Origin of the sequence: Pseudidiomarina andamanensis, assembly GCF_009734345.1 — a bacterium.
GTDB lineage: Bacteria > Pseudomonadota > Gammaproteobacteria > Enterobacterales > Alteromonadaceae > Pseudidiomarina > Pseudidiomarina andamanensis.
Window position 1 is genome coordinate 120,272 of record NZ_CP032551.1, and the last position, 23,242, is coordinate 143,513.

The window sequence follows — 23,242 nt, forward strand, 5'->3', positions numbered from 1 at the left end:
TTAAGTATTAATAACCTGCCGCATGACCATCTTTACGGCTTTCTGATGCACCGTAATATACGCCTTCTTCATGATTACGCCAAATGGCTTGATAACCGCCATACGGTCCGACAGCTTCTTGCAGTGTATGTCCCATTTTAATGAGTTCGCGACGTGTGCCGTCTGAGAAACCATTCTCTAAACTGACAACTCCGCCATCAGTCATGACTTCGCCTGTTGGTTGACTTGAACCTGTATGGAGAATGCGCGGTGCATCACCTGCTTCTTGCAGGTTCATGCCAAAATCGATCATGTTGATAAGAATTTGAGCGTGCATTTGTGGTTGCGTTGCGCCACCCATCACGCCGTAACTCATAATCGGCTTGCCATCTTTGGTGACAAAAGCTGGGATGATGGTGTGAAACGGACGTTTGCCTGGCTCAAAGACATTACGATGATTTTTATCGAGCGCAAATAATTCGCCACGGTTTTGAATCACAAAACCAAGACCAGTTGGCGTAATGCCTGAGCCCATGCCACGATAATTGCTCTGAATGAGGGAAACCATGTTGCCATCGGCATCTGCGGTGGTTAGGTAAATGGTATCGCCTTCGGTTGGCGGATTGCCCGGTTCAAACGATTTGCCAGCACGATTCATATCAATTAATTTCGCGCGTTGTTTGGCGTAACCTTTGTCAAGTAAACCCTCTACCGGCACGTCGTTAAAATCAGGGTCAGAGTAATATTTCGCACGGTCTTCGAACGCGAGCTTTTTGGCTTCGACAAACAAGTGAATGTATTCAGGGCTATCAAAACCCATACTAGCAATATCGAAGTTTTCGAGAATATTCAGAATTTGCTGAGCAGCAATACCTTGCGTGTTCGGCGGTAACTCCCACAAATCGTAACCACGATAGTTGGTTGATACTGGGTTCACCCATGTCGACGAGTGGCTTGCAAGATCGTCGTAGCTTAAGAAGCCGCCGTGTTTTGCCACGAATGCATCGATGGTTTTGGCGATTTTGCCTTTATAGAACGCATCGCGGCCTTCTTTTGCAATGAGTTTGTAGGTGTTCGCGAGATCAGGGTTTTTGAACATTTTGCCTTTCTGTGGAGGCAGTCCATTTTTCATGAACACATCGGCAAAACCCGGCTGATTCTTCAGTACGTCGGCGTTACGTTCAAAATAGTAGGCAATCACTTCAGTCACAGGGAAGCCGTTTTCAGCATATTCAATTGCTGGCGCTAACACTTGTTCCATCGGCAATTTGCCGAACTTTTTGTGTAATTCGAACCAACCATCAACAGCACCTGGCACAGATAAAGGCAACACACCGCGCGCTGGAATAGACTCGTAACCGTTCTCTAAAAAGTAATCTAAGCTGAGCGACTTCGGTGAACGACCAGAGGCATTCAATCCGTGCAGACGTTTGCCTTCGGCATCCCAAACGATGGCAAATAAGTCGCCGCCGATACCGTTACCGGTCGGCTCAACAAGACCGAGAAGCGCATTGGCTGCAATCGCAGCATCAATCGCGTTGCCGCCTGCTTGCATAATATCGAGTGCAACTTGAGTTGCGAGAGGTTGGCTTGTTGCTGCCATTGCGTGTGGTGCCATGGCTTCTGAGCGGGTAGCAAAGTGATGGCCAGTAATGCGATCGGCCGCCACTGCGTTGATGCTTGCAGCGCCGCAACTAAGCGCCAAAAGGCAACTTGCCGCCGCCACTTTTGATTTCTGAACAAGATACTTCATAAATGAACACTCCAGTTTTTCGTGAGGTATCGCTTCACTATATGGAGTGTCTACCAAATGAGCAATGTCCGTGATCGCAGATAACAGACCTACTACCGAGCCATGACGACGAGCAGATACAAAAAAACCGCCTGACGGCGGTTCTCTTGTATCTGGCGGAGAGAGAGGGATTCGAACCCTCGATACGCGGTTAGCGTATACACACTTTCCAGGCGTGCTCCTTCAACCACTCGGACACCTCTCCTGAAGGTGGCGGTATGATAGGGAAAAGCCCCGGTTAAATCAACTAAGTTATAAAGGCAAGAGCGTTATTCGTTATCCGTTGCTTGTTATTCGTGAGATTAGTTCGCTGGTAAGAACGCAGATGTATTTGCTCACTTCTCTATGTGAGGGTTTCGGGTTTTCGTTTTTGCTTTATCGAGTAACGAATAACGAGTAACGAGTAACGAACAACGGCTCTTCAGACCTAAGTCGTATGGGAAAAAGCTGGTAACGCGCTACATTAGACGCAGTAGCAGTAGATAAGGATTTTTACCATGAGTTACCCGCGCGAATACGAATCTTCATTACAACGCACCGAGGCGTTTTGGCTAAAGCAAGCAAGTCAGTTGCATTGGTTTAAAGAGCCGAGCAAAGCATGCCACTTGAAAGCAAATGGAACCGCTGATTGGTTTGCGGATGGTGAACTCAATATTTCTTTTATGGCGTTGGATTATCACGTTGATAACGGTCGTGGTGACCAAGTTGCACTGATTTATGACTCGCCAGTAACCGAAACTAAAGAGCAGTATACATATCGCCAGCTGCGTGATGAGGTTGCTTTGTTTGCAGGGTTGCTAAAGAAGCAACATATTAAAAAGGGTGATCGCGTCGTTATCTACATGCCGATGATTCCGCAGGCCGCGATTGCGATGCTTGCTTGTGCCCGTTTAGGTGCGATTCATTCTGTGGTGTTTGGTGGTTTTGCACCGCATGAACTTGCTGTGAGAATTGATGATGCGACACCTAAGGTGGTGGTAACAGCCTCATGTGGTGTCGAGGTGAATCGCGTTATTCCGTATAAACCAATGGTAGATAAAGCAATCGTTGAAGCCGTGCACAAGCCAGCAAATGTGATTGTATATCAGCGTGCGCAATGCCAGGCCGATTTAAATCAACCGGGCGACTTAGATTGGCAGGCTGAGGTTGCTAAAGTGACACCAGCCGAATGCGCCGTGGTACCAAGTACACATCCGCTTTATGTTTTGTATACATCAGGTACGACGGGTAAACCTAAGGGCGTGGTACGCGACACCGGTGGTTATGCGGTAGCGCTTAAGTATTCGATGCAAACGGTTTATGACATCAAACCGGGGCAAGTGATGTTTACCGCTTCGGATGTCGGTTGGGTTGTCGGACATTCGTATATTGTTTATGGCCCTCTACTGGCTGGCGCGACAACGATTTTATACGAAGGAAAGCCAGTTAGAACACCGGATGCGGGCGCATTTTGGCGAATTTGCTCGGAGTATAAGGTTGCTGTGTTGTTTAGTGCGCCAACTGCGTTTCGTGCTGTTAAAAAAGAAGACCCCGAAGGTAAGTTATTGGAGCAGTATGATCTCAGTTCGTTAGAACGTATTTATATGGCTGGAGAACGTCTGGATCCGCCAACTTATGACTGGACCACAGAGATTACCGGGAAGCCAGTGTATGATCATTGGTGGCAAACCGAATCGGGTTGGCCAATTTGTGCAAACCCGGTAGGCATTGCCGAGCATCCAATCAAACCAGGTTCAGCGACATTGCCGATGCCGGGTTACGACGTGCGAATTTTAGATTACAAAGGGCAAGAAATTGGTGCAAATGAACAGGGCGCCGTCGCCATAAAATTACCATTACCTCCGGGTTGCTTAACCACCATTTGGAATGATGAAGCGCGATTTGTCAGCGGGTATTTAAGTGAATTCGACGGTTACTATTCAACTGGTGATGGTGGCTATAAAGATGATGACGGCTACGTTTTTATCATGGGTCGTACCGATGATGTGATTAACGTTGCAGGGCACCGATTATCAACGGGTGAGATGGAGGAAATACTCGCTAAAGATGCTGCTGTAGCTGAGTGCGCCGTGATTGGAGTTCAGGATGCGTTAAAAGGCCAGATACCGGTTGGATTAGTGATTACCAAAGATGGTGTGACGATTAGCGATAATGAGCTCAGTGCTCGTCTCGTGCAACGCGTTCGTGATGAAATTGGTGCCGTTGCCTGTTTGAAGAAAATTCTGGTCGTGCCACGGTTACCAAAAACCCGTTCAGGTAAAATTTTACGGCGTGTGTTGCGGCAAATTGCGGATGGTGAGGAAGTGGTGGTGCCATCAACAATTGACGACCCCACCTGCATTGACGAAATTCGCGAGCGCTTAAGCTAACTCGCGAATTGTCTAAAGATCTTCAGCAGCATCGTTGTCTGGGCGTTTATTCGACTTCGATGCGGTGCTGTCCTTTTTCGGACGAGGCTTGGTAAGCGATTCGGTTTGAATCTTTGCGTCACCATCCCAACTGCGAATATGTAAGTCGCGCTGCGGAAATGGAATTTCGATACCGTATTCTTCCAGCGACGTATGAATTTCCCACATAAATGCCGCTTTAACCGCGCTAGGGCGATTAACTGCCTCGGGTTTCAGCCAAACCACCAGTTCAAAATTCAATGAGCTGTCGCCAAACTCGGTTAACCAAACTTGTGGTGGGCGATAACTGCCATCGTTGAGGGTATGTGGAACGCGCTCAGCAGCCTCTAGCACTGCTTTTCGCACTAATTCTTTATCGGTACCATAGGCAACGCCGAATCCTACTTTGAGACGACGAATCGTATCGCGCATGGTCCAGTTGGTCACACGACCAGCCACAAATTCAGAGTTAGGAACGATAATGTCGATGTTGTCGTTCGTGGTAATTAAGGTGCTGCGAATATTAATTTCTTTCACTTCACCGGTGACACCTGATTCAAGTTCAACGAAATCACCAACCTTTAAGGTTTTTTCAAAGAGCAGCATAATGCCGGCGGTGAAGTTGCTGATAAGATTTTGCAAACCGAAACCGACACCGACACCAAGTGCACTGGCAAAGATGGCGAACTTGGTGAGGTCAATACCAATGGAGGCAACGGCTATCAGAGCACCAACCACCATGACAACATAATGCGTTATGCGTGTGAGCGCATATACCGATGACGGCGCCATGGATTTGCGATAGCTGGCAATGCGTCTGAGGGCATTTTGTAACAAGCGCGAAAAGATATAGGTGACAACAAGGATCAGTATCACACGGAAAATGGAACCGTAAGTGATCGAGGTTTCGCCTACTTTGAATATTTCTGTTTGTAGCCAGCCAAATAACTGTTTAATTTCAGTGAGAAATTGCTCCATGCAGAATTATCCCATTTGTGCCTGTAAATACAGTTCGAGCCCCAATTTCTCAATCAATTCGAGTTGCTGGCGTAGCCAATAAGCGTGGTCTTCTTCAGTATCCTTTAAGATACCAATGAGCATATCGCGCGAGACAAAGTCTCCAGCTTGCTCGCAGAACTTGATGACGCCGCGCAAGGTTCGTGCGTTACCATATTCCAGTTCGAGATCGTTAGCCAGCATGGTCGGTACGTCACTCGCAATCGTGTGAGGTTCACGTCCATTCATATTAGGTTGGCCACCGAGAAACAAAATTCTGCGAATCAATAAATCGGCATGGCCACGTTCGTCATCAACTTCATGGTTGATGCGTTCATAGAGCTTATTCAAACCCATATCTTCATAAATACGTGAGTGTGCCGTGTATTGATCGATAGAGGTTAACTCGAATGCGAGAAGTTTATTCAGTTGTTCAACAATAGCTTGATGGTCAAGATTCATAATCGTTCCTTATTCGCTGTCGAGTTTGGTCTGTAGATATTTCGGTAGACTAATTTTTTCGACCAAATCAAGCTGCGTTTCTAACCAGTCGAGATGCTCTTCTTGCTGCTCAAGAATTTCAGTTAATTCATCGCGACTGACGTAATCTTGTGCACTTTCGCAAATAGCAATCGCTGCACGAATGGCAAGCACATCATCCATTTGCACTTTGTGATCAAGCTGCAACATTTCGTGCGGATCTTCACCGATGTAGAGTTTGCCAAGATCTTGCAGGTTAGGGAGGCCACCTAAAAACAAAATACGCTCGATAATGTCATCAGCGTGTTTCATTTCGTAAATAGATGCTTTGTAGATTTTGCTATTGAGCTCGCCAAAGCCCCAATTCTTGTACATGCGCGCATGTAAAAAGTACTGGTTGATAGCGGTAAGCTTGCGGGTGAGTATGCGATTAAGTTCTTGTAAAACCTTACTGTCGCCTTTCATGACTACAACTCCTAACTGTTATTTTCTAACAGCTTAAGCGTAGCACACCTCTACTGGCAATAAAGTTTCTGATTTTAATCTGGCATTACGTTCGGCAACAGCGTCTTTTACTATGTCTTTAGCACACTGATTACAGCAGCCACACTGCGTTCCAACGCCATATTGCTGGCGCAGTTCACGCATACTGCTTAAGCCATCGTCGACGGCGCGACGAATGGTTTTATCTGTGACACCTTTACATAGACATACGTACATAATTAGCTCCGTACTGTTACGGCTCTAATGGTAATACAAACAAGAATGATTCGCAATAAAAAATAAACGGCGTTGTTCGTTTGTCGTTATTCGTTATTCGTGGGTTAGCTCGCTCGTGATATGGCAGATATATTTGCTCACTTTACTATGTGCGGGTTTTGGTTTTTCGTTTTTTGCTTTTCCGAATAACCAATAACGAATAACGAATAACGTTTTTACAGGCTGATGATGAGTAGGATGACGTGCAGTGCTACCACCGTGAACGTCAAACGACCTCGCAATTCAAGATACCACGTGTGAGCGCTAAGCTTGCGGCGTTCGTAGTTCAGCCAGAAAAGGTGGAGTAGGGCTAAGATTGCTAAAAATGAGAGGGTTGAGTCGCGACATATCGGGAGTTGGGTAGCGACCAGTACGGCGAAGCCGGTGACCGATGGCACCATGCTCCATTGTAGGCTGCGGCGGTGATCGGTATCGGCGTCGAGCATGCAAAGACCCCAGTGAATGCCGCCGAGGAAGCTGAAAATAATGGCGCTGTAGAGAATAAACAGGGTGATGGCGAGGTCGCCGTGTAGGTCGAGCAGCGCCATCAACGTCAACACAATAAACGGAACAAGTCCAGCGAAGCCAAGGCGTTGAGCCGTGTATTGTGAGATTAAATTCATGCGGTAAATCCTGTTTGTAATACGTAAATGGTGTAACCAACATAGCATGCCACGAAGATGCCGCCGTGAATTCGGTTAATGCGATTCGGTCGGCTATTTGGCCGGAACGCAAAAATAAGCAGCATAAAGGTTAGTACGGTCATCATTAACCAATCACGGCTTAACACCAACGGTTCTAATGAAATTGGCGTAATAGCACCGGCAATGCCAACCACCGCGAGCGTGTTAAACATGTTTGAGCCAATTACGTTACCGAGCGCTAAATCATGCTCATTCTTGCGCACAGCAGCTATTGCTGACGCCAACTCTGGTAGTGATGTTCCAACTGCCACAACGGTCAAACCAATAACTAAATCGCTAACACCTAAGGCGGTGGCGATGTCGACAGCACCCCATACTAAGATACGCGAGCTGACAATCAATAAGATCAATCCAATCACTAACCAAGTGATGGCTCGGCCGATGGGCATTGATGTTTCTTTGATTTCTTGATCAAATTCGTTGCTTAATACGTCATCGCTACCAGTCATGCCTTGATAGATGCTCCAACCGAGATAACTCGCAAAAATGGCGAGCAAGACCCAAGCTTCTAATGTGGTGATGATGCCATCGATGAGAGGCCACGCAGCTAGAAGAGTGATGGCAATGAGCATCGGTGCTTCACGCTTTAAAACTTGGCTGGCAACCGCTATTGGCGCCAAAATAGCGGTAATACCGAGAATTAGGGCAATGTTGGTGATGTTTGAGCCGTAGGCGTTACCAAGCGCGAGGCCGGGGTTGCCTTGCGCTGACGCCAGTGCTGAGACGACCATTTCAGGGGCTGACGTACCAAAGCCGATAATGACCATACCAATAAGTAGGGCAGGCATACCGAAATGATTCGCTGTTGCAGCTGCGCCATCGACAAACCGATCGGCACTCCAAACCAATAAAGCAAGGCCAATAATAATGGCAGCAATGGCGAGTAACATAGAATTCCTTTGTGATTTATTAAGTTGCTAAACATTTTAACGTGATTTAGTAGTGCTTGTGAATGCAGTGTTTAACAGTCTAGACTGGAAGTACGTATTAAAAGAGGATTTCGTTATGACGGACAAGCAGTTAGCGCGACCAGAATTTATGATTGATAGCTGGGATTTCAGTCAACATCCGGCACAACCGATTCACGACAACTTTCATAATCGACAACAGAGCTGGTTTCATTTTCAACGGAATATTGCTGGTCTAGCTGATTGGTTACTGGATTCTGGAATTCCAGAGCCAATAATCGACGCAGTATTAGAAGAAGATACGCGGCCGAGATTTGATCGCCTGAACGATGGCTTTCTGTTGATTCTTCGCGGCGTGAACTTAGCTGAAAGTGACCAACCTGAAGATATGGTGAGTCTGCGTATTTTGTATTTTAAAGGTAACTTATATAGTTTCCGGCGACGTCCTGTGCGAGCGGTGCAACTGATACAAAAGACACTTGAGGCGCAACAAGGGCCGCAATCATTACCCGATTTTATTTTGCATTTGGTTGATGAAATGACGAATAAAATTGAGCAGTTGCAAGACAATATTGAAGCAGAAATGGAAGCGCTAGAGGATGATACTCAAGGCACAACCAGCGAGCGTCAATCAGCACTCACGCAATTGCATCGTCGCTTGTTGCGGCTAACCCGTTTTGTACGCCCGCAATTAACGGCGTTGGATAAACTGGCTGCCGATAGCAGTAAGTGGTTTGATGCCGATTGGACCCAGTGGTTATTGAACGAGCGTGACAATACGCATCGTGAATTAGAGAACATGGAAATGTTACTCGAGCAGGTGTGGATGCTGCGCGAACACTTACAACAGGATTTAGCTGAAAAGATGAATCGCAATACCTATTGGTTATCGATGGTTGCCGGCGTATTTTTACCAATTAGTTTTCTGACGGGGTTATTTGGCATCAATATCGGTGGTATGCCAGGTGTTGACGATGGCAACGCATTTTGGGTGTTCAGCGCTGCCTTGCTCGTTATTGCAGTAGTTGAGTTTTTACTGTTACGCCGACTGCGTTTTTGGTAGCACAGAAGGAAGCGGCTGAACTGTGGGCGCTTGGTCATGAAAACCAGGCAGCTCACAATGGTCTGCAGCAAACACAACTAAGTGGTCAAACTCTGCTCGTAAGCCAATATTGGCGCCAACGGTGAACTCTTCATGCGAAGGGCTTAAAGTTAGAATCTCGATGCCGCTCGCAAGCTCAATGGTGTAAAGGTTGTGCGCACCACGAAAACCGCGGGCTTTAATGGTGCCACGCAAGCGCGAAGTTGGGTCAGGAACGAGGTCATCAGGGCGGACGAGGAAGCTTACGGGTGTTCCAGCAGGAACTTGCAGCAAACTAGGGTGTTCAAGCATACCAAGTGGCGACGCCAACGACCCTTCCGTATTCACTGTGCCTTGTAACAACACTCCGTGGCCAATAAAGTCAGCAACTAATTGATGTTTTGGTTGATGATATAGCTGATATGGGGTGTCCCACTGCAGCAATTCACCTTGATACATAACACCGGCTTTGTCTGCCATGGCGAAGGCTTCTTGTTGATCATGCGTTACTAACAGCGCAGTAATGCCCTCTTTCTTCAGAAGCTCGCGCACTTCAACGGCGAGTCGTTCACGCAACTCGGCATCGAGACTTGAGAACGGTTCATCAAGTAACAGTAAGCGGGGTTTTGGCGCGAGTGCTCGCGCTAAGGCGATACGTTGCTGTTGGCCACCGGAAAGCTCGTGCGGGAAACGTTTGTGATAGCCCGGCAGACCAATGCGGTCGAGTAATTCGTCGACGCGCTTACGACGCTCGGAAGCGCTACTCTTGCGCATGCCAAAACTGATATTTTCTTCCACATTCAAGTGCGGGAACAAGGCAAAATCTTGAAACACCATACCAACGCCGCGTTGCTCTGGTGCTAAGGTGTGTTTGTCATCGGATACGTTCGAGTCGTCGATACGAATTGAGCCTGACTGTAAGGCTTGAAAACCTGCAATAGCGCGTAACAAAGTCGTTTTTCCGCAGCCGCTTGGACCCAAAAGGCAACCAATTTCGCCTTGCTTGAGTTCAAAGGTTACACCACGAACAATGTGTAATGCACCGAAGCTAATTTGAATGTTATCAAGCTGTAACCGGGACAAACTCTTGCTCCTTTAATGCAGACTGCTGCGATTTTAACATAGCGCGAGACAATAAAATAACAGGGATAAGCCCGACCAACACCATCATCAATGCGGGCGGTCCAGCATCGGCTAAGCGCTCGTCACCGGCCATTTCATAGGCGCGGACAGCGAGGGTGTTGAAGTCAAAAGGACGCAGTACCAAGGTTGCTGGCAACTCTTTCAATACGTCAACGCCAACTAAAATAAGTGCGGTGAGCACGCTCGGGCGTAACAGTGGTAAATGAATTTTACGCAACACCTGCATTGGCTTGTAGCCTTGAATGCGGGCTGCTTCGTCCATGCTCGGACGAATTTCTCCCAAGCCTGCTTGAATGGTTTGCAGCGAAACACTTAAAAACCGCACGCTGTAGGCAAACAGCAACGCAAATACGGTTCCGGATAATAACAATCCTGGATTCACACCGAACCAAGATTCGCTGAGTGCGATGATTACGTGGTCAATACTGGTAAGAAAAACCATTAAGCCAACTGCGATAACAAGGCCCGGAATGGCATAGCCTAGGCCTGCGAACGCAACGCTGGTGCGCACAACCTTGGTTGGAATTTGACGGCGACCATAGGCTAGCCATAGCGCCATGGTTACGACCAGCACAGCGGCAAGCACAGCAAGGCCAAAGCTATTCAGAGTTAGTTGCCAAAACGCACTATCTTGCCAAACTTCGCTGCGCTCAATTGACCAACTGGTTAGTTGTAACGCCGGTAGAATAAAGCCGAACAATAATGGCAGCCAACAAGCAATGCTCGCGGCAATGGCTTTCCAGCCATGGAGTTGAAAAGGCGGTGCTGGACGATTGTTGCGTTGATCGTAGCGCGCTTGGCGACGTGACCAACGCTCGATGAAAATCAATAAAATGACAGCCACAAGCAGCATACCGGCTAGTTGTAAGGCGCCTTGCAAGTCACCCAGACCGTACCAGGTTCTGAATATGCCGGTGGTAAACGTTGTCACACCAAAGTACTGAACAGTGCCGTAATCGGCTAAGGTTTCCATCAATGCTAGCGTTGCGCCCGTCACAATGGCAGGGCGAGCTAATGGCAACGCTAAGCGCAAGAAACATTGCCAAGGATTCAGTCCCAAACTGCGGCCTGCTTCGAGTGTTGTCGCCGATTGCTGGATAAATGTGGCGCGGGTGATGAGGTACACATACGGAAATAAGACTAGACTCAGCACCACAATCGCACCACTAAGGCTTCGAATTTCAGGGAACCAATAGTCACCGTAACCCCAGCCGAACCAGTCGCGCAAGGTCGATTGCACAGGACCGGCAAAATCCAACATTCCGGTATAGGTGTAGGCAGTAATGTAGGCCGGCATTGCTAATGGCAGCAATAGAGCCCAACTAAGAATGCGCTGGCCAGGAAAGCGACAAGCGGTGGTTAGCCATGCGGTGCTGACACCAAGGGTGATCACGCCGGCGGCGACACCAATTAGTAATATAAATGAATGACGAATGTATTCGGGAACGACGGTGGCCCATAAGTGACTAAGCGTTGCGGTGTCATTACTCCAGATGAGTTGTAGCACCGACCAACAAATAACGAGCAACGGCACGCCGATAACGACGGCCGTTGCAATGAGTGTTAGTTGGCGCCACAAATTAAAGCGCATTAACGCCAGCCAGCTCGATTCATCAATTTAACGGCTTCTGCGTTATTTTCACCTAGGAAGGTCATCGACAAGTCGTCAGCTTTGAATTCGCCCCACGCTTGCAAGGTATCACTCCACTCAACGCCTTCAACAGCTGGGTATTCGTTGTTGGTTGCAGCATACCAAGCTTGTGATTCAGCCGATAACAAGAACTCGATAAGTTGCTGTGCTTCCGTTTTATTTTTTGCATGCTTGGTTAAGCCGATGCCTGAAACGTTCACGTGAGTACCGAAGCTATCTTGATTTGGCCAGAAGATTTTCAGCTTACTTGCCGCTTCACGCTGTTCAGCGTCATCACCGGTTTGCATGAGGCCAAAATAGTAAGTGTTTGCTACCGCTAAATCGCAGACTCCAGCTGCGGCCGCTTTTAACTGATCGCGGTCACCGCCAACAGGTGGCTTGGCCAAATTGTTTACGAGGCCTTTTGCCCACGCTTCGGTCTTTTCCTCGCCCCAGTGCTCAATCAAGGCAGCAGTCAGCGATTGGTTATAAATATTGTCTGACGAGCGGATACAGACTTTTTTGTTCCATTCAGGTTTTGCTAAATCTTCGTATCCTGTCAACCGGCTTGGGTCGACACGATCGGCCGCATAGAAGATTGGACGAGCGCGCAAGCTCAAACCAACCCATAGGTTATCGGTACCATGCAGGTGTGCTGGCACTGATTTTAATGCTTTGGCTGATGTAAGAGGTTGAAATACGCCCGCTTCAGCAGCACGATGTAAGTTGCCCGCATCAACAGTTAGAAATAAATCAGCTGGCGTATTTTCGCCCTCGTTCTGTAAACGAGCGAGAAGGGCATCGCCACCACCAGTTAAAAGGCGTACTTCAATATCCGTTTCTGCGGTAAACTTCTCTAGAACTGGTTTAATTAATGCTTCTTTGCGCGCCGAATACAGGTTAACTGTGGCCGCTTGTGCTACGGTAGCTGTTAAACTTGCAGCGATGGCTGTGGCGGTAAAGATTTTGCGCAACATAGTTGAACTCATAACTGAATACCTCTGTATTGATGGGTTGAAGTATATCGAAAAAAGATAACGAACGATATTGATTCGCATTTGGTACCTACAAATAGTTTGACGCAAATGAGAATTGTTATCAACAACTGATTGGAAAAAATTACAAAAGGATGACTTATGTCGAATATGTCAGCACTTGCATTGATTGGTGTGCTCTCAATTATGTGTCAGTGGGGCGCTTGGCGGATGAAAGTGCCGGCCATTTTGCCGTTGTTAATTGTGGGAATTGTCATTGGTCCTGTATTTGGTGTGCTCGACCCTGACGCGGTATTTGGCGATATTCTATTTCCATTAGTTTCGTTATCGGTAGCTATTATTCTGTTTGAAGGCTCGTTAACTCTAAAGTTTGATGAGATACGTGGTCACGGCCGCATGGTAACCAACTTGGTCAGTATTGGCATGGTGGTCACTTGGGTGAGTATTGCCATTGCTGCTTACTACCTGATTGGTTTTGGCTGGGAACTTGCGGCATTGTTTGGTGCGCTTGTTGTAGTAACTGGGCCGACAGTAATTATGCCCATGTTGCGCTCGGTACGACCATTGGCGCGACTTGGAAACATTTTGCGCTGGGAAGGCATCATTATTGACCCGATTGGCGCATTACTCGCAGTCTTAGTCTATGAATTCATAATTTCGAGCCAAGGCGCAGGCTGGTCGCAAGCGCTGCAAGCCTTTGCAACGACTATTGGGGTAGGTTTTGCACTCGGTTTTGCCGGTGGTAAGTTACTTGGCTGGGCGCTCATCAAAAACATCTTCCCGCATTACCTACGCAATGTCGCCACATTGGCTGTGGTTTTGGGCGTATTCGCCGTGTCGAATGCCATGCAACATGAGTCGGGCTTATTAACCGTGACCGTTATGGGCATGGTGATGGCGAATATGCGCGGTCTTGATCTCGATGAGATTCTTGAATTCAAAGAGACGCTATCTGTCCTCCTCATTTCCGGTTTGTTCATCATTTTAGCGGCACGTCTGGAACCGGACGCATTTAATTCGTTGGGGCTACCTGCGGTGGCTCTGTTAGCGATTATTATTTTTGCCGTACGGCCATTGAGTGTGTGGTTGTCGTCAATTGGCACCCAGACCGAGTTCAAAGAAAAAGTTCTACTTAGTTGGATTGCGCCGCGCGGTATTGTTGCGGCAGCGGTTTCTGCTCTGTTTGCATTAAAGATGCAACAGGCCGGCTGGGAGCAAGCGGAAATGCTTGTGCCACTGGTATTTTTGGTAATTTTAAGCACGGTGATATTGCAAAGTTTAACAGCGAAGCCGCTGGCACATGCACTGAAACTGCGCGAGCCGCCCGCACGAGGCTTTTTGATTTTTGGTGCAAACCCAACCGCACGCCTCATTGCGAAATCGCTGAAAGAAAACAAGTTTCCAGTGATGTTGGCGGATACCAACTGGGAGCACATCAAGCAAGCCAGAATGGAAAACTTACCCGTTTACTTTGGTAACCCAACGTCTGAACACGCTGAGAACAATATGGATTTAACAGGCATTGGTAACGTTTTAATATTGTCGCCATATCGCCAGTTAAACCCTGTGGTCGCGATGCACTTCATGGATTGGTTTGATGCTGAGAAAATCTTTGCATTGCACAGCACTGATCATGACGCACCGGCGCGAAATCAACTGCCGGAAGTATATCGTAAACGCTTGAAATTATTTGGTAAGGGCGTCACGTTTTCAAAGTTGGCAAGCCTGACCTTCCAAGGTGCTCAAGTAAAAACAACGGCGCTGACGGAATCATTTCACTATGATGATTATCAGGATCGCTATGGTAACAGAGCGTTGCCATTGTATGCGCTTGATGAACGTGGGCATTGTCATTTGTTTTCAAGTGACCAAACCTTTGAACCTAAGGCAGGTTGGCAGATAGTTGCATTAGTCAGTCCGGAGCAAGAATCGGAGGAAAGCTAACATTTTTTTAAACTAAATCGTTTTGTAAATGAAAAACTTATAAAAATGTTACCAAATTGTAATTGAAATGAGTTTTTTTATTAGATAAGATGCCTACATGGATTTGGGGTGACACTCACGGAATGATGTCTCCCTTCGAACATGGATGTTCTATCTTCCTTTTTAATTCCCGCAATAGCCTTTATACTGCAGAGCCATTCATCGGTTGTTTTGGAATGCTGCTATGCTGTCTTTTTTCGCGTTGAAAATTTTACGACGAAGCTTAATATTCGCTAGCCTCGTGGTGCTTGCGGGGTGCAATCCTCAAGCCGGAATTGATGACGCAGCGCAACCGGTTTATCAAATTGATCAGTTACAATTACCCACGGGCAGTTGGGCGTTGACAAGCAGTGTCATTCAGTTGAGTTTCTGTCGTGATCGAATCAACGAAGCACTGATGGCAGAGCGAGATGAGTTAAATCGTTGGCGTTTAATCGGTGAGCAATCAGCTTTCCCCAAAAATCGCCGAGAAGGATTAGATCAACTTGCCTATTTATTTCAACAGCATGACGTTTTGCTTTATCAGCTCTCAGGCAATTTTGGCGCGCAGTGGTATCGACTTGCCTATCGTCCAAACCAGCCTGAACCAAATGTTATCGAAGCATTTGCTAAAATAGGTCGTGATTCCCGAATTTGTTTTAGTTCTCTTGATGACGAATGAGGTGCTTATGACATCACTACAGCAAGTTATTCAGCAAAAATTAGATTCCGAATTCTCGCCATTACACCTTGAAGTCATCAACGAGAGTCACATGCACGGAACACCGAGTGATGATTCCCATTTTAAGGTGATTATTGCGGCAGAGCAGTTTGACGGGATGCGTTTATTACAACGGCATCGAGCAATCAACAAGATTCTAGAAGATGAACTTGCAGGGCCAGTGCACGCACTGGCGTTGCACGTTTATAGTCCTTTTGAGTGGCACCAATTGCATGAAGTACCGTCTTCACCAGTATGTCGCGGCGGCAGTACGCTTGACGCAAATTAACAGCTCAGATCACTTGCGGCACTGCACTCGGTTACACTAGCCGCCATTAATATCGATATGAATTTAAAACAATAGGACATAACAACATGGTTATTCATCCAAAAATTCGCGGATTTATTTGTACCAATGCACATCCAGTAGGCTGTGCTGCGCATGTGCAGCAGCAAATTGACTATGTGAAACAACAACCAGCTTTAACTGATGTACCGAAACGCGTATTGGTGATTGGGTGTTCGACTGGATATGGATTAGCCACTCGCATCAATGCTGCATTTGGTGCTGGCGCGCAAACCTTAGGTGTTTGCTTCGAAAAAGAGCCAACTGAGAAGAAAACAGCAACGGCAGGGTGGTACAACACCGCAGCATTCCATAAAGCAGCCAAGAAAGAAGGCTTGTACGCGCACACTATCAATGGCGATGCGTTCTCAAACGAAATCAAACAAGAAGTGATTGAGAAAATTAAACAAGATTTAGGTCAAGTTGACCTTGTTGTCTACAGCTTGGCATCGCCTAAACGCAAAGATCCAGTAACCGGTGACCTCTACAGTTCAACCCTGAAGCCAGTAGGGCAGGCGTATACCACAAAAACCTACAACACCGATAAAGACGAAGTTTCTGAAATTACTCTCGAGCCGGCAAACGATGATGAAATTCAACAAACCATCAAAGTCATGGGCGGCGAAGACTGGGAACTTTGGTTGGCCGCATTGCATGATGCTGGTGTGCTTGCTCCGAATGCAAAAACCACAGCATATACCTACATTGGCAAAAAACTAACATGGCCAATTTATGGTCACGCGACTATCGGTAAAGCCAAAGAAGATCTTGATCGTGCAGCAGCTGCAATGCGTACCCGATATACCGACATTAATCTTGAAGCTTATGTTTCTTCGTTGAAGGCGTTAGTGACGCAAGCAAGTTCAGCAATACCGGTGATGCCTTTATATATCTCGCTCATCTATAAGGTGATGAAAGAAGAAGGTACCCATGAGGGATGTATTGAGCAAACACATCGCTTATTGCGCGACGCTCTGTATGCTGAGAATCCAGTACTGGATGAAGCCGGGCGTTTGTTCATGAATGGCTGGGAAACTAACGATCAAACTCAAGCAAAAATTGAACAGCTCTGGAACCAAGTAACTCAAGACAACTTCCATCAGTTAGCTGATTATGCGGGTTATCACAGTGATTTCTTGCAGTTGTTCGGCTTTGGAATGGAAGGTGTTGATTATGACGCCGACGTAAACCCCGTCGTCACCTGGTAACCACATCAAAAGCGTTAATCGTTATTCGTTATTGGTTATTCGTTAATGGTAGTAGGTTTTTGTATTTAACGAATAACGACAAGCGAAGCGATCGAATAACGAACAACGGCTTTTTGGGGTTTTTCGCATTTGTTTTACTGTGCAAAAGTGCTAAAATGCGCGCCCTAGGTGAAAATGGACAGAATTTGGTCAGTGTAGGCATTTAAACCTCCGTTTACATGCCTGCGCTGGAGTGAGATTAATCTTCCCTAACGAGTAGTGCAAACGCGTATGATTACGATCAAGAAAGGGCTGGATATCCCGATTTCGGGTGCGCCCCAGCAAACTATCGAGGATGGCCAAGCCATCACCACCGTTGCCGTACTGGGTGAAGAGTATGTGGGAATGCGTCCAACCATGCATGTCAAGGTTGAAGACCGCGTTAAAAAAGGCCAGGTACTTTTCGAAGACAAGAAAAACCCAGGGGTTAAATTCACTGCACCTGCTGCGGGCGTTGTTAAAGACGTACTGCGTGGCGCAAAGCGTGTGTTGCAAGGCGTTGTCATTGAAATTGACGGCGATGAGCAAGAAACCTTTGCCAAATACGACAGTAACGAATTAGCTAGCCTTGATCGCGCGAAGGTCGTCGAGCAATTGAACAACTCAGGTCAATGGGTTGCATTGCGGACACGTCCATTTAGCCGCTCTCCTAAGCTTGACGCAGAGCCTACCGCAATTTTTGTTAACGCAATGGATACCAATCCATTGGCCGCTGACCCAACCGTTATTATCAACGAACACAAACAAGCATTTATTGACGGTTTGAAAGTTCTTGGCAACTTGACCCAAGGCAATGTTTTTGTGGTTAAGGCAGCTGATGCTGAAGTTGATACTGGCGATGCCAAAGTACAACTCGAGAGCTTTGCAGGTCCGCATCCTGCTGGTTTAGTTGGTACGCATATTCACTTCTTGCAGCCAGTTTCAATGGCCAAGCACGTGTGGCATATCGGTTACCAAGACGTGATTGCCTACGGTAAATTATTCACGACTGGTGAACTCTTCACTGACCGCGTTGTTGCATTAGGTGGCCCAAGTGCTAAGAAACCACGTTTATTACGTACGCGTTTGGGTGCAAACTTGCGTGAACTCACGAAAGGTGAATTAGCGCAAGGCAACAACCGTATCGTTTCTGGTTCGGTTTTAAATGGCCATAAAGTTGATGATGCGCACCAATGGTTAGGTCGTTTCCATAACCAAGTCAGCGTATTAGCTGAAGGTGATCAGAAAGAATTCTTTGGTTGGATCAAGCCAGGTGTTAACCAACACTCGGTAACACGTGCCTATCTTGGCCACTTGAGCCCGAAGAAATTGTTTTCGATGACTACTACCACCAACGGATCTGACCGTTCGATGGTTCCAATCGGCAACTATGAGCGCGTGATGCCGCTTGATATTTTGCCAACGATTTTGCTACGTGACTTGCTCTCTGGTGACACTGAACAAGCTCAGAAATTGGGCTGCTTGGAGTTAGATGAAGAGGATTTAGCGCTGTGTTCTTATGTTTGCCCAGGCAAATACGAGTACGGTCCTGTGTTGCGTAACATGTTGACCGAAATTGAGAAAGAGGGCTGATCATGGGCTTGAAAAGTTTTCTTGAGAATATTGAGCCAAACTTCGAAAAAGGCGGCAAGTACGAGAAGTTCTATGCCTTATACGAAGCGGCTGCAACCATTTTCTATACGCCAGGTAAAGTAACCAAAGGCATTACCCACGTAAAAGACAGCGTTGATTTGAAGCGCATCATGATCTTGGTGTGGATGATGACGTTCCCAGCAATGTTCTGGGGTATGTATAACATCGGTAACCAAGCTGCGATGGCATTGGTTAACGGTTACGAGTTAGCTGACATTTGGCAAGTAGGCTTGTTTACTGCTCTCGGCGGTGATTTAAGCACTGCAGGTTGGGCCGGTAAATTATTCTACGGCGCTTGCTTCTTTGTTCCAGTTTACGCCACAACCTTTATTGTTGGTGGCTTCTGGGAAGTCTTGTTTGCCTCAATTCGTAAGCACGAAATCAACGAAGGCTTCTTCGTTACTTCAGTATTGTTTGCGTTGACCCTGCCAGCAACCATGCCATTGTGGCAAGTTGCGTTGGGTATCACCTTTGGTGTGGTGATTGGTAAAGAAATTTTCGGCGGTACTGGCCGTAACTTCTTGAACCCAGCACTAACTGGTCGTGCATTTTTATACTTCGCTTTCCCAGCGTCTATTTCTGGTGAGCAAGTATGGACTGCGGTTGACGGTTTCTCTGGCGCAACGTTGTTGGGTCAAGCAACTGCAAGCACCGACTACATTGCTGACACTGCACTCTGGTGGGATGCCTTCTTAGGTAATATCCAAGGTTCGATGGGCGAAGTTTCAACCCTAATGATTCTTATCGGTGGCTTAGCACTTATTTATTTCCGTATCGCTTCATGGCGCATCGTCTCTGGAGTGTTCGTTGGTATGGTGGCGTTGTCATTACTGTTCAATGTGATTGGCAGTGACACCAACCCAATGTTTGCAATGCCATGGTACTGGCACTTGGTAGTAGGTGGTTTTGCCTTCGGTATGATGTTTATGGCCACTGACCCAGTATCAGCGTCGTTCACCAACAAAGGTAAGTTCTATTACGGCTTCCTGATTGGCGCAATGACAGTACTTATCCGTGTGGTAAACCCTGCGTATCCAGAAGGTATTATGCTGGCAATTTTGTTCGCCAACGTATTTGCCCCGCTGTTTGACCACTTTGTTGTTCAATCAAACATTAAACGGAGAATGGCACGCAATGGCTAATAAAAACGAATCACTCGGCAAAACGTTATTTGTCGTTGTCGCGCTCTGTTTAGTGTGCGCGGTAATCGTGGCAGGTTCTGCAGTTGGCTTGAAGCCTATTCAGCAAAAGAATGCTGCACTCGATATGCAACGCAACGTGTTAGATGCAGCTGGTTTATTAACGCCTGAAACTGATGTGGTTGCGGTGTTTAATGACCGTGTTGATACACGTTTAATTAACTTGAATACACTTGAAGAAGTTGAAACTGTTGACGGTAAATCAGCTACCGAATATGACCCAATCGCATCAGCGAAAAAAGCCGGTTTAGGTTCTAAGCTTGAAAAAAGTGAAGACGTAGCAGGTATTGGTGCACTGGAAAACGTTTCTAAAGTCTATTTTATTAACGATGAAAGCGGCGCATTAGAAACGGTTGTTGTTTACGTTCGTGGCTACGGTCTGTGGGGTACTATGTACGGTCTTATGGCTGTTGCACCTGACATGAACACCATCAAAGGTATCAACTTCTACGAGCACTCTGAAACTCCGGGTCTTGGTGGCGAAATTCAGAATCCTAATTGGACTGCAAGCTGGCAAGGCAAAGAAATTTATGAAAACGGCAGTGTCGCCATTGATGTGACAAAAAATGTCACTGACAAAGCGCATGATATTGATGCACTTTCAGGCGCAACCCTAACCAGTAACGGTGTCGAGAACACGATGCAATTCTGGTTTAGCGATAAAGCTTATGGCCCACTGTTCGATAAAATTCGCAAAGGGGAGCTGAACTAATGGCGAGTGCAAAAGAAGTCAAAGAGGTTCTATTTGGACCGATTTTTGCCAACAACCCGATTGCCCTACAAATTTTAGGTATCTGCTCGGCGTTGGCAGTCACTTCGAAAATGGAAAATACCGTGGTTATGTGTATTGCACTAACTTTGGTTACAGCGTTTTCGAACTTATTTATTTCAATTATTCGTAATCATATTCCGTCAAGCGTACGTATCATTGTACAAATGACCATTATCGCGAGCTTGGTTATTGTTGTTGACCAGGTGCTGCGGGCTTATGCTTACAGTATTGCAAAAGAATTGTCGGTATTCGTTGGTTTGATCATTACCAACTGTATCGTTATGGGTCGTGCTGAAGCTTATGCAATGAAGAGCCCACCAATGTTGTCGTTCCTAGATGGTATCGGTAACGGTTTGGGTTACTCAGTAGTGTTGTTGACCGTTGGTTTCATTCGTGAGCTATTCGGTTCTGGTAGCCTATTTGGCTATCAAATTTTACAGCTCGCTTCTGAGGGCGGTTGGTATCAACCAATCGGCTTGTTGGTATTGCCACCAAGCGCATTCTTCATTATCGGCGGCTTCATTTGGGTACTGCGTACCTTCCGCAAAGAACAAGTAGAGCCGAAGGAATAAGGAGCAGACCATGGAAGCCTATATCAGTTTATTTATTAAATCGATTTTCGTTGAAAACTTAGCGTTATCGTTCTTCCTTGGTATGTGTACTTTCTTGGCGGTGTCTAAGAAAGTAACCACAGCTTTTGGTTTGGGCGTTGCGGTAATTGTTGTTCTGGGCATTTCGGTACCTGCTAACAACCTGGTTTATCACAACATTCTAGCGCCTGGCGCGTTAGATTGGGCTGGTTTCCCAGACGCAGACTTAAGTTTCTTACGTTTCTTGACCTTTATCGGCGTGATTGCAGCGTTGGTACAGATTCTTGAAATGGCACTCGACAAATACGTTCCTGCTTTATACAACGCGTTAGGTATCTTCTTACCGTTGATTACTGTGAACTGCGCAATCTTTGGTGGCGTATCATTCATGGTAGAGCGTGATTACACTTTCTCGGAGAGTGTGGTTTACGGTATTGGCGGCGGCGTAGGCTGGGCGTTAGCGATTGTTGCTTTGGCAGCGGTACGCGAGAAGCTGAAATATGCAGACGTGCCAGATGGATTACGTGGCTTGGGCATCACCTTTATGACGGTGGGTCTGATTGGTTTAGGGTTTATGTCTTTCTCAGGCATTTCACTCTAATTTCATCCGGTTACGAACGATAACGTATTAAGTAGAGGTACAAGTCGATGCAAGGGCAAGATTTGACACTAATAGCGCTCGGCGTAGGCATGTTTACCTTGATTGTATTGATTTTGGTTGCGGTGATTATGTTCGCTAAATCAAAATTGGTCCCTCAGGGTGATGTCGAGATTTTAATTAACGATGACGAAGACAAGAAAATTACCACCCAACCGGGCACGAAGTTGCTTGGCGCACTAGCTAACGCGGGTATTTTCGTATCGTCAGCGTGTGGTGGCGGTGGCTCATGTGGCCAGTGCCGTGTGGTGATCAAAGAAGGTGGCGGTGAGATTCTGCCAACTGAGCGTGACCACATTAACCGCAAAGAAGCACGTGAAGGTTGCCGTTTATCTTGTCAGGTAAACGTGAAGCAAAATATGAAAATCGAACTTCCAGAGGAAGTATTCGGTATTCGTAAGTGGGATTGTACGGTTAAATCGAACAATAACGTTGCCACCTTCATTAAAGAATTTGTGGTGCAATTGCCAGAAGGCGAGGAAGTTCCATTCCGCGCTGGTGGTTACATTCAAATTGAATGCCCACCGCACCATGTGAAATTTAAAGATTTCGACATTGAAGAAAAATTCCGTGGCGATTGGGAACACTTCGGCTTCTTTAACCTTGAGTCAAAAGTTAACGAAGAAGTTATTCGTGCTTACTCGATGGCGAATTACCCAGATGAGAAAGGCATCATCATGTTGAACGTGCGTATCGCTACGCCGCCTCCGCGTGATATGAGCTTGCCACCAGGTCAAATGTCGTCATACATCTTTAGCTTGAAGCCAGGCGATAAAGTGACGATTTCTGGTCCATTTGGTGAATTCTTCGCGAAAGATACCAAAGCTGAGATGGTGTTTGTTGGTGGTGGTGCTGGTATGGCGCCGATGCGCTCACACATCTTCGACCAATTACGTCGCTTGAAATCTGACCGTAAGATGACGTTCTGGTACGGTGCTCGTTCTAAGAAAGAAATGTTCTATGTTGAAGATTTCGATATGTTGGCTCGTGAAAACGACAACTTCGAATGGCACGTGGCACTATCTGACCCACAACCAGAAGATAACTGGGAAGGGTACACCGGCTTTATTCACAATGTATTGTTCGAGAACTATCTGAAGGACCACGAAGCGCCTGAAGATTGTGAGTTCTACATGTGTGGACCACCGATGATGAACGCTGCAGTCATAAAAATGTTGAAAGACTTAGGCGTCGAAGACGAGAACATCTTGTTGGATGACTTCGGTGGCTAACCGTAACGGTTAACTGTAAGGTGAAATAA

Annotated in this window: 22 protein-coding genes and 1 tRNA gene; 12 read left to right on the forward strand and 11 right to left on the reverse strand. The window is 46.7% G+C overall.

From position 1 onward, the window contains the following. Window positions 1-7: 7 nt before the first annotated feature. Entirely contained in the window at window positions 8-1,732 is a 1,725-nt protein-coding gene (gene ggt / locus D3795_RS00500; RefSeq protein WP_156265678.1) for a gamma-glutamyltransferase, read from the reverse strand. Window positions 1,733-1,885: 153 nt separating this feature from the next. After that, window positions 1,886-1,976 (reverse strand) — tRNA-Ser (locus D3795_RS00505). 292 nt (window positions 1,977-2,268) lie between these two features. Here D3795_RS00505 and D3795_RS00510 point away from each other — a divergent pair. After that, a complete protein-coding gene (locus D3795_RS00510) occupies window positions 2,269-4,140 on the forward strand; it encodes a propionyl-CoA synthetase (RefSeq protein WP_156265679.1) in 1,872 nt (623 codons plus the stop codon). Between the two features lie 12 nt (window positions 4,141-4,152). On the opposite strand, the gene D3795_RS00515 is transcribed toward D3795_RS00510, so the two are convergent. From D3795_RS00515 to D3795_RS00540, 6 genes are all read right to left on the reverse strand, one after another. Further along, window positions 4,153-5,136 (reverse strand): mechanosensitive ion channel family protein, encoded by a 984-nt coding sequence (locus D3795_RS00515; RefSeq protein ID WP_156265680.1) that lies wholly within the window; start codon window positions 5,134-5,136, stop codon window positions 4,153-4,155. 6 nt (window positions 5,137-5,142) lie between these two features. After that, window positions 5,143-5,616, reverse strand: a complete 474-nt coding sequence (gene bfr, locus D3795_RS00520) for a bacterioferritin (RefSeq protein ID WP_156265681.1) — start codon at window positions 5,614-5,616, stop codon at window positions 5,143-5,145. A 9-nt stretch (window positions 5,617-5,625) separates the two neighbouring features. Next, complete coding sequence (gene bfr, locus D3795_RS00525; RefSeq protein WP_156265682.1) at window positions 5,626-6,099, reverse strand: bacterioferritin; 474 nt, start codon at window positions 6,097-6,099, stop codon at window positions 5,626-5,628. 33 nt (window positions 6,100-6,132) lie between these two features. Further along, window positions 6,133-6,354: a bacterioferritin-associated ferredoxin gene (locus D3795_RS00530; protein ID WP_126759254.1), complete on the reverse strand. Its 222-nt coding sequence runs from the start codon at window positions 6,352-6,354 to the stop codon at window positions 6,133-6,135. A gap of 215 nt (window positions 6,355-6,569) precedes the next feature. Next, a complete protein-coding gene (locus D3795_RS00535; RefSeq protein WP_173020963.1) occupies window positions 6,570-7,016 on the reverse strand; it encodes a DUF3429 domain-containing protein in 447 nt (148 codons plus the stop codon). Then, complete coding sequence (locus D3795_RS00540) at window positions 7,013-7,987, reverse strand: calcium/sodium antiporter (RefSeq protein ID WP_156265684.1); 975 nt, start codon at window positions 7,985-7,987, stop codon at window positions 7,013-7,015. The genes D3795_RS00535 and D3795_RS00540 overlap by 4 nt, the downstream gene beginning before the upstream one ends. 115 nt (window positions 7,988-8,102) lie before the next feature. Here D3795_RS00540 and D3795_RS00545 point away from each other — a divergent pair, with 115 nt between their 5' ends. Beyond that, entirely contained in the window at window positions 8,103-9,068 is a 966-nt protein-coding gene (locus D3795_RS00545; RefSeq protein WP_156265685.1) for a CorA family divalent cation transporter, read from the forward strand. Here the strand turns inward: D3795_RS00545 and D3795_RS00550 are convergent. The 3 genes from D3795_RS00550 to D3795_RS00560 are packed head-to-tail and all read right to left on the reverse strand — an operon-like array spanning window position 9,045 to window position 12,848. Continuing rightward, a complete protein-coding gene (locus tag D3795_RS00550; RefSeq protein ID WP_156265686.1) occupies window positions 9,045-10,169 on the reverse strand; it encodes an ABC transporter ATP-binding protein in 1,125 nt (374 codons plus the stop codon). The two genes, D3795_RS00545 and D3795_RS00550, sit on opposite strands and share 24 nt — an antisense overlap. Continuing rightward, window positions 10,150-11,820, reverse strand: a complete 1,671-nt coding sequence (locus D3795_RS00555; RefSeq protein WP_156265687.1) for an ABC transporter permease — start codon at window positions 11,818-11,820, stop codon at window positions 10,150-10,152. Before D3795_RS00555 ends, D3795_RS00550 begins: the two co-directional genes overlap by 20 nt. After that, window positions 11,820-12,848 carry a Fe(3+) ABC transporter substrate-binding protein gene (locus D3795_RS00560; protein ID WP_216648960.1) on the reverse strand — a complete coding sequence of 343 codons (1,029 nt, stop codon included), beginning with the start codon at window positions 12,846-12,848 and terminating at the stop codon, window positions 11,820-11,822. The genes D3795_RS00555 and D3795_RS00560 overlap by 1 nt, the downstream gene beginning before the upstream one ends. Before the next feature lie 147 nt (window positions 12,849-12,995). On the opposite strand from D3795_RS00560, the gene D3795_RS00565 reads away from it, so the two are divergent. From D3795_RS00565 to nqrF, 10 genes are all read left to right on the forward strand, one after another. Next, a complete protein-coding gene (locus D3795_RS00565) occupies window positions 12,996-14,798 on the forward strand; it encodes a cation:proton antiporter (protein ID WP_156265688.1) in 1,803 nt (600 codons plus the stop codon). 223 nt (window positions 14,799-15,021) lie between these two features. Next, complete coding sequence (locus D3795_RS00570) at window positions 15,022-15,498, forward strand: hypothetical protein (RefSeq protein WP_156265689.1); 477 nt, start codon at window positions 15,022-15,024, stop codon at window positions 15,496-15,498. A 7-nt stretch (window positions 15,499-15,505) separates the two neighbouring features. Further along, window positions 15,506-15,826 (forward strand): BolA/IbaG family iron-sulfur metabolism protein, encoded by a 321-nt coding sequence (locus D3795_RS00575; RefSeq protein ID WP_156265690.1) that lies wholly within the window; start codon window positions 15,506-15,508, stop codon window positions 15,824-15,826. Between the two features lie 86 nt (window positions 15,827-15,912). Then, window positions 15,913-17,091, forward strand: a complete 1,179-nt coding sequence (fabV, locus tag D3795_RS00580) for an enoyl-ACP reductase FabV (protein ID WP_156265691.1) — start codon at window positions 15,913-15,915, stop codon at window positions 17,089-17,091. Between the two features lie 270 nt (window positions 17,092-17,361). Continuing rightward, entirely contained in the window at window positions 17,362-18,702 is a 1,341-nt protein-coding gene (locus D3795_RS00585; protein ID WP_156265692.1) for a Na(+)-translocating NADH-quinone reductase subunit A, read from the forward strand. Window positions 18,703-18,704: 2 nt separating this feature from the next. After that, window positions 18,705-19,904, forward strand: a complete 1,200-nt coding sequence (locus tag D3795_RS00590) for an NADH:ubiquinone reductase (Na(+)-transporting) subunit B (protein ID WP_156265693.1) — start codon at window positions 18,705-18,707, stop codon at window positions 19,902-19,904. Then, complete coding sequence (locus D3795_RS00595; RefSeq protein ID WP_156265694.1) at window positions 19,897-20,673, forward strand: Na(+)-translocating NADH-quinone reductase subunit C; 777 nt, start codon at window positions 19,897-19,899, stop codon at window positions 20,671-20,673. The genes D3795_RS00590 and D3795_RS00595 overlap by 8 nt, the downstream gene beginning before the upstream one ends. Next, window positions 20,673-21,305, forward strand: a complete 633-nt coding sequence (locus D3795_RS00600) for an NADH:ubiquinone reductase (Na(+)-transporting) subunit D (RefSeq protein ID WP_092855943.1) — start codon at window positions 20,673-20,675, stop codon at window positions 21,303-21,305. Before D3795_RS00595 ends, D3795_RS00600 begins: the two co-directional genes overlap by 1 nt. A gap of 10 nt (window positions 21,306-21,315) precedes the next feature. Then, complete coding sequence (gene nqrE / locus D3795_RS00605) at window positions 21,316-21,924, forward strand: NADH:ubiquinone reductase (Na(+)-transporting) subunit E (protein WP_092855942.1); 609 nt, start codon at window positions 21,316-21,318, stop codon at window positions 21,922-21,924. A 47-nt stretch (window positions 21,925-21,971) separates the two neighbouring features. Further along, window positions 21,972-23,213, forward strand: a complete 1,242-nt coding sequence (nqrF, locus tag D3795_RS00610) for an NADH:ubiquinone reductase (Na(+)-transporting) subunit F (RefSeq protein WP_375294516.1) — start codon at window positions 21,972-21,974, stop codon at window positions 23,211-23,213. The last annotated feature ends 29 nt before the right edge of the window (window positions 23,214-23,242 follow it).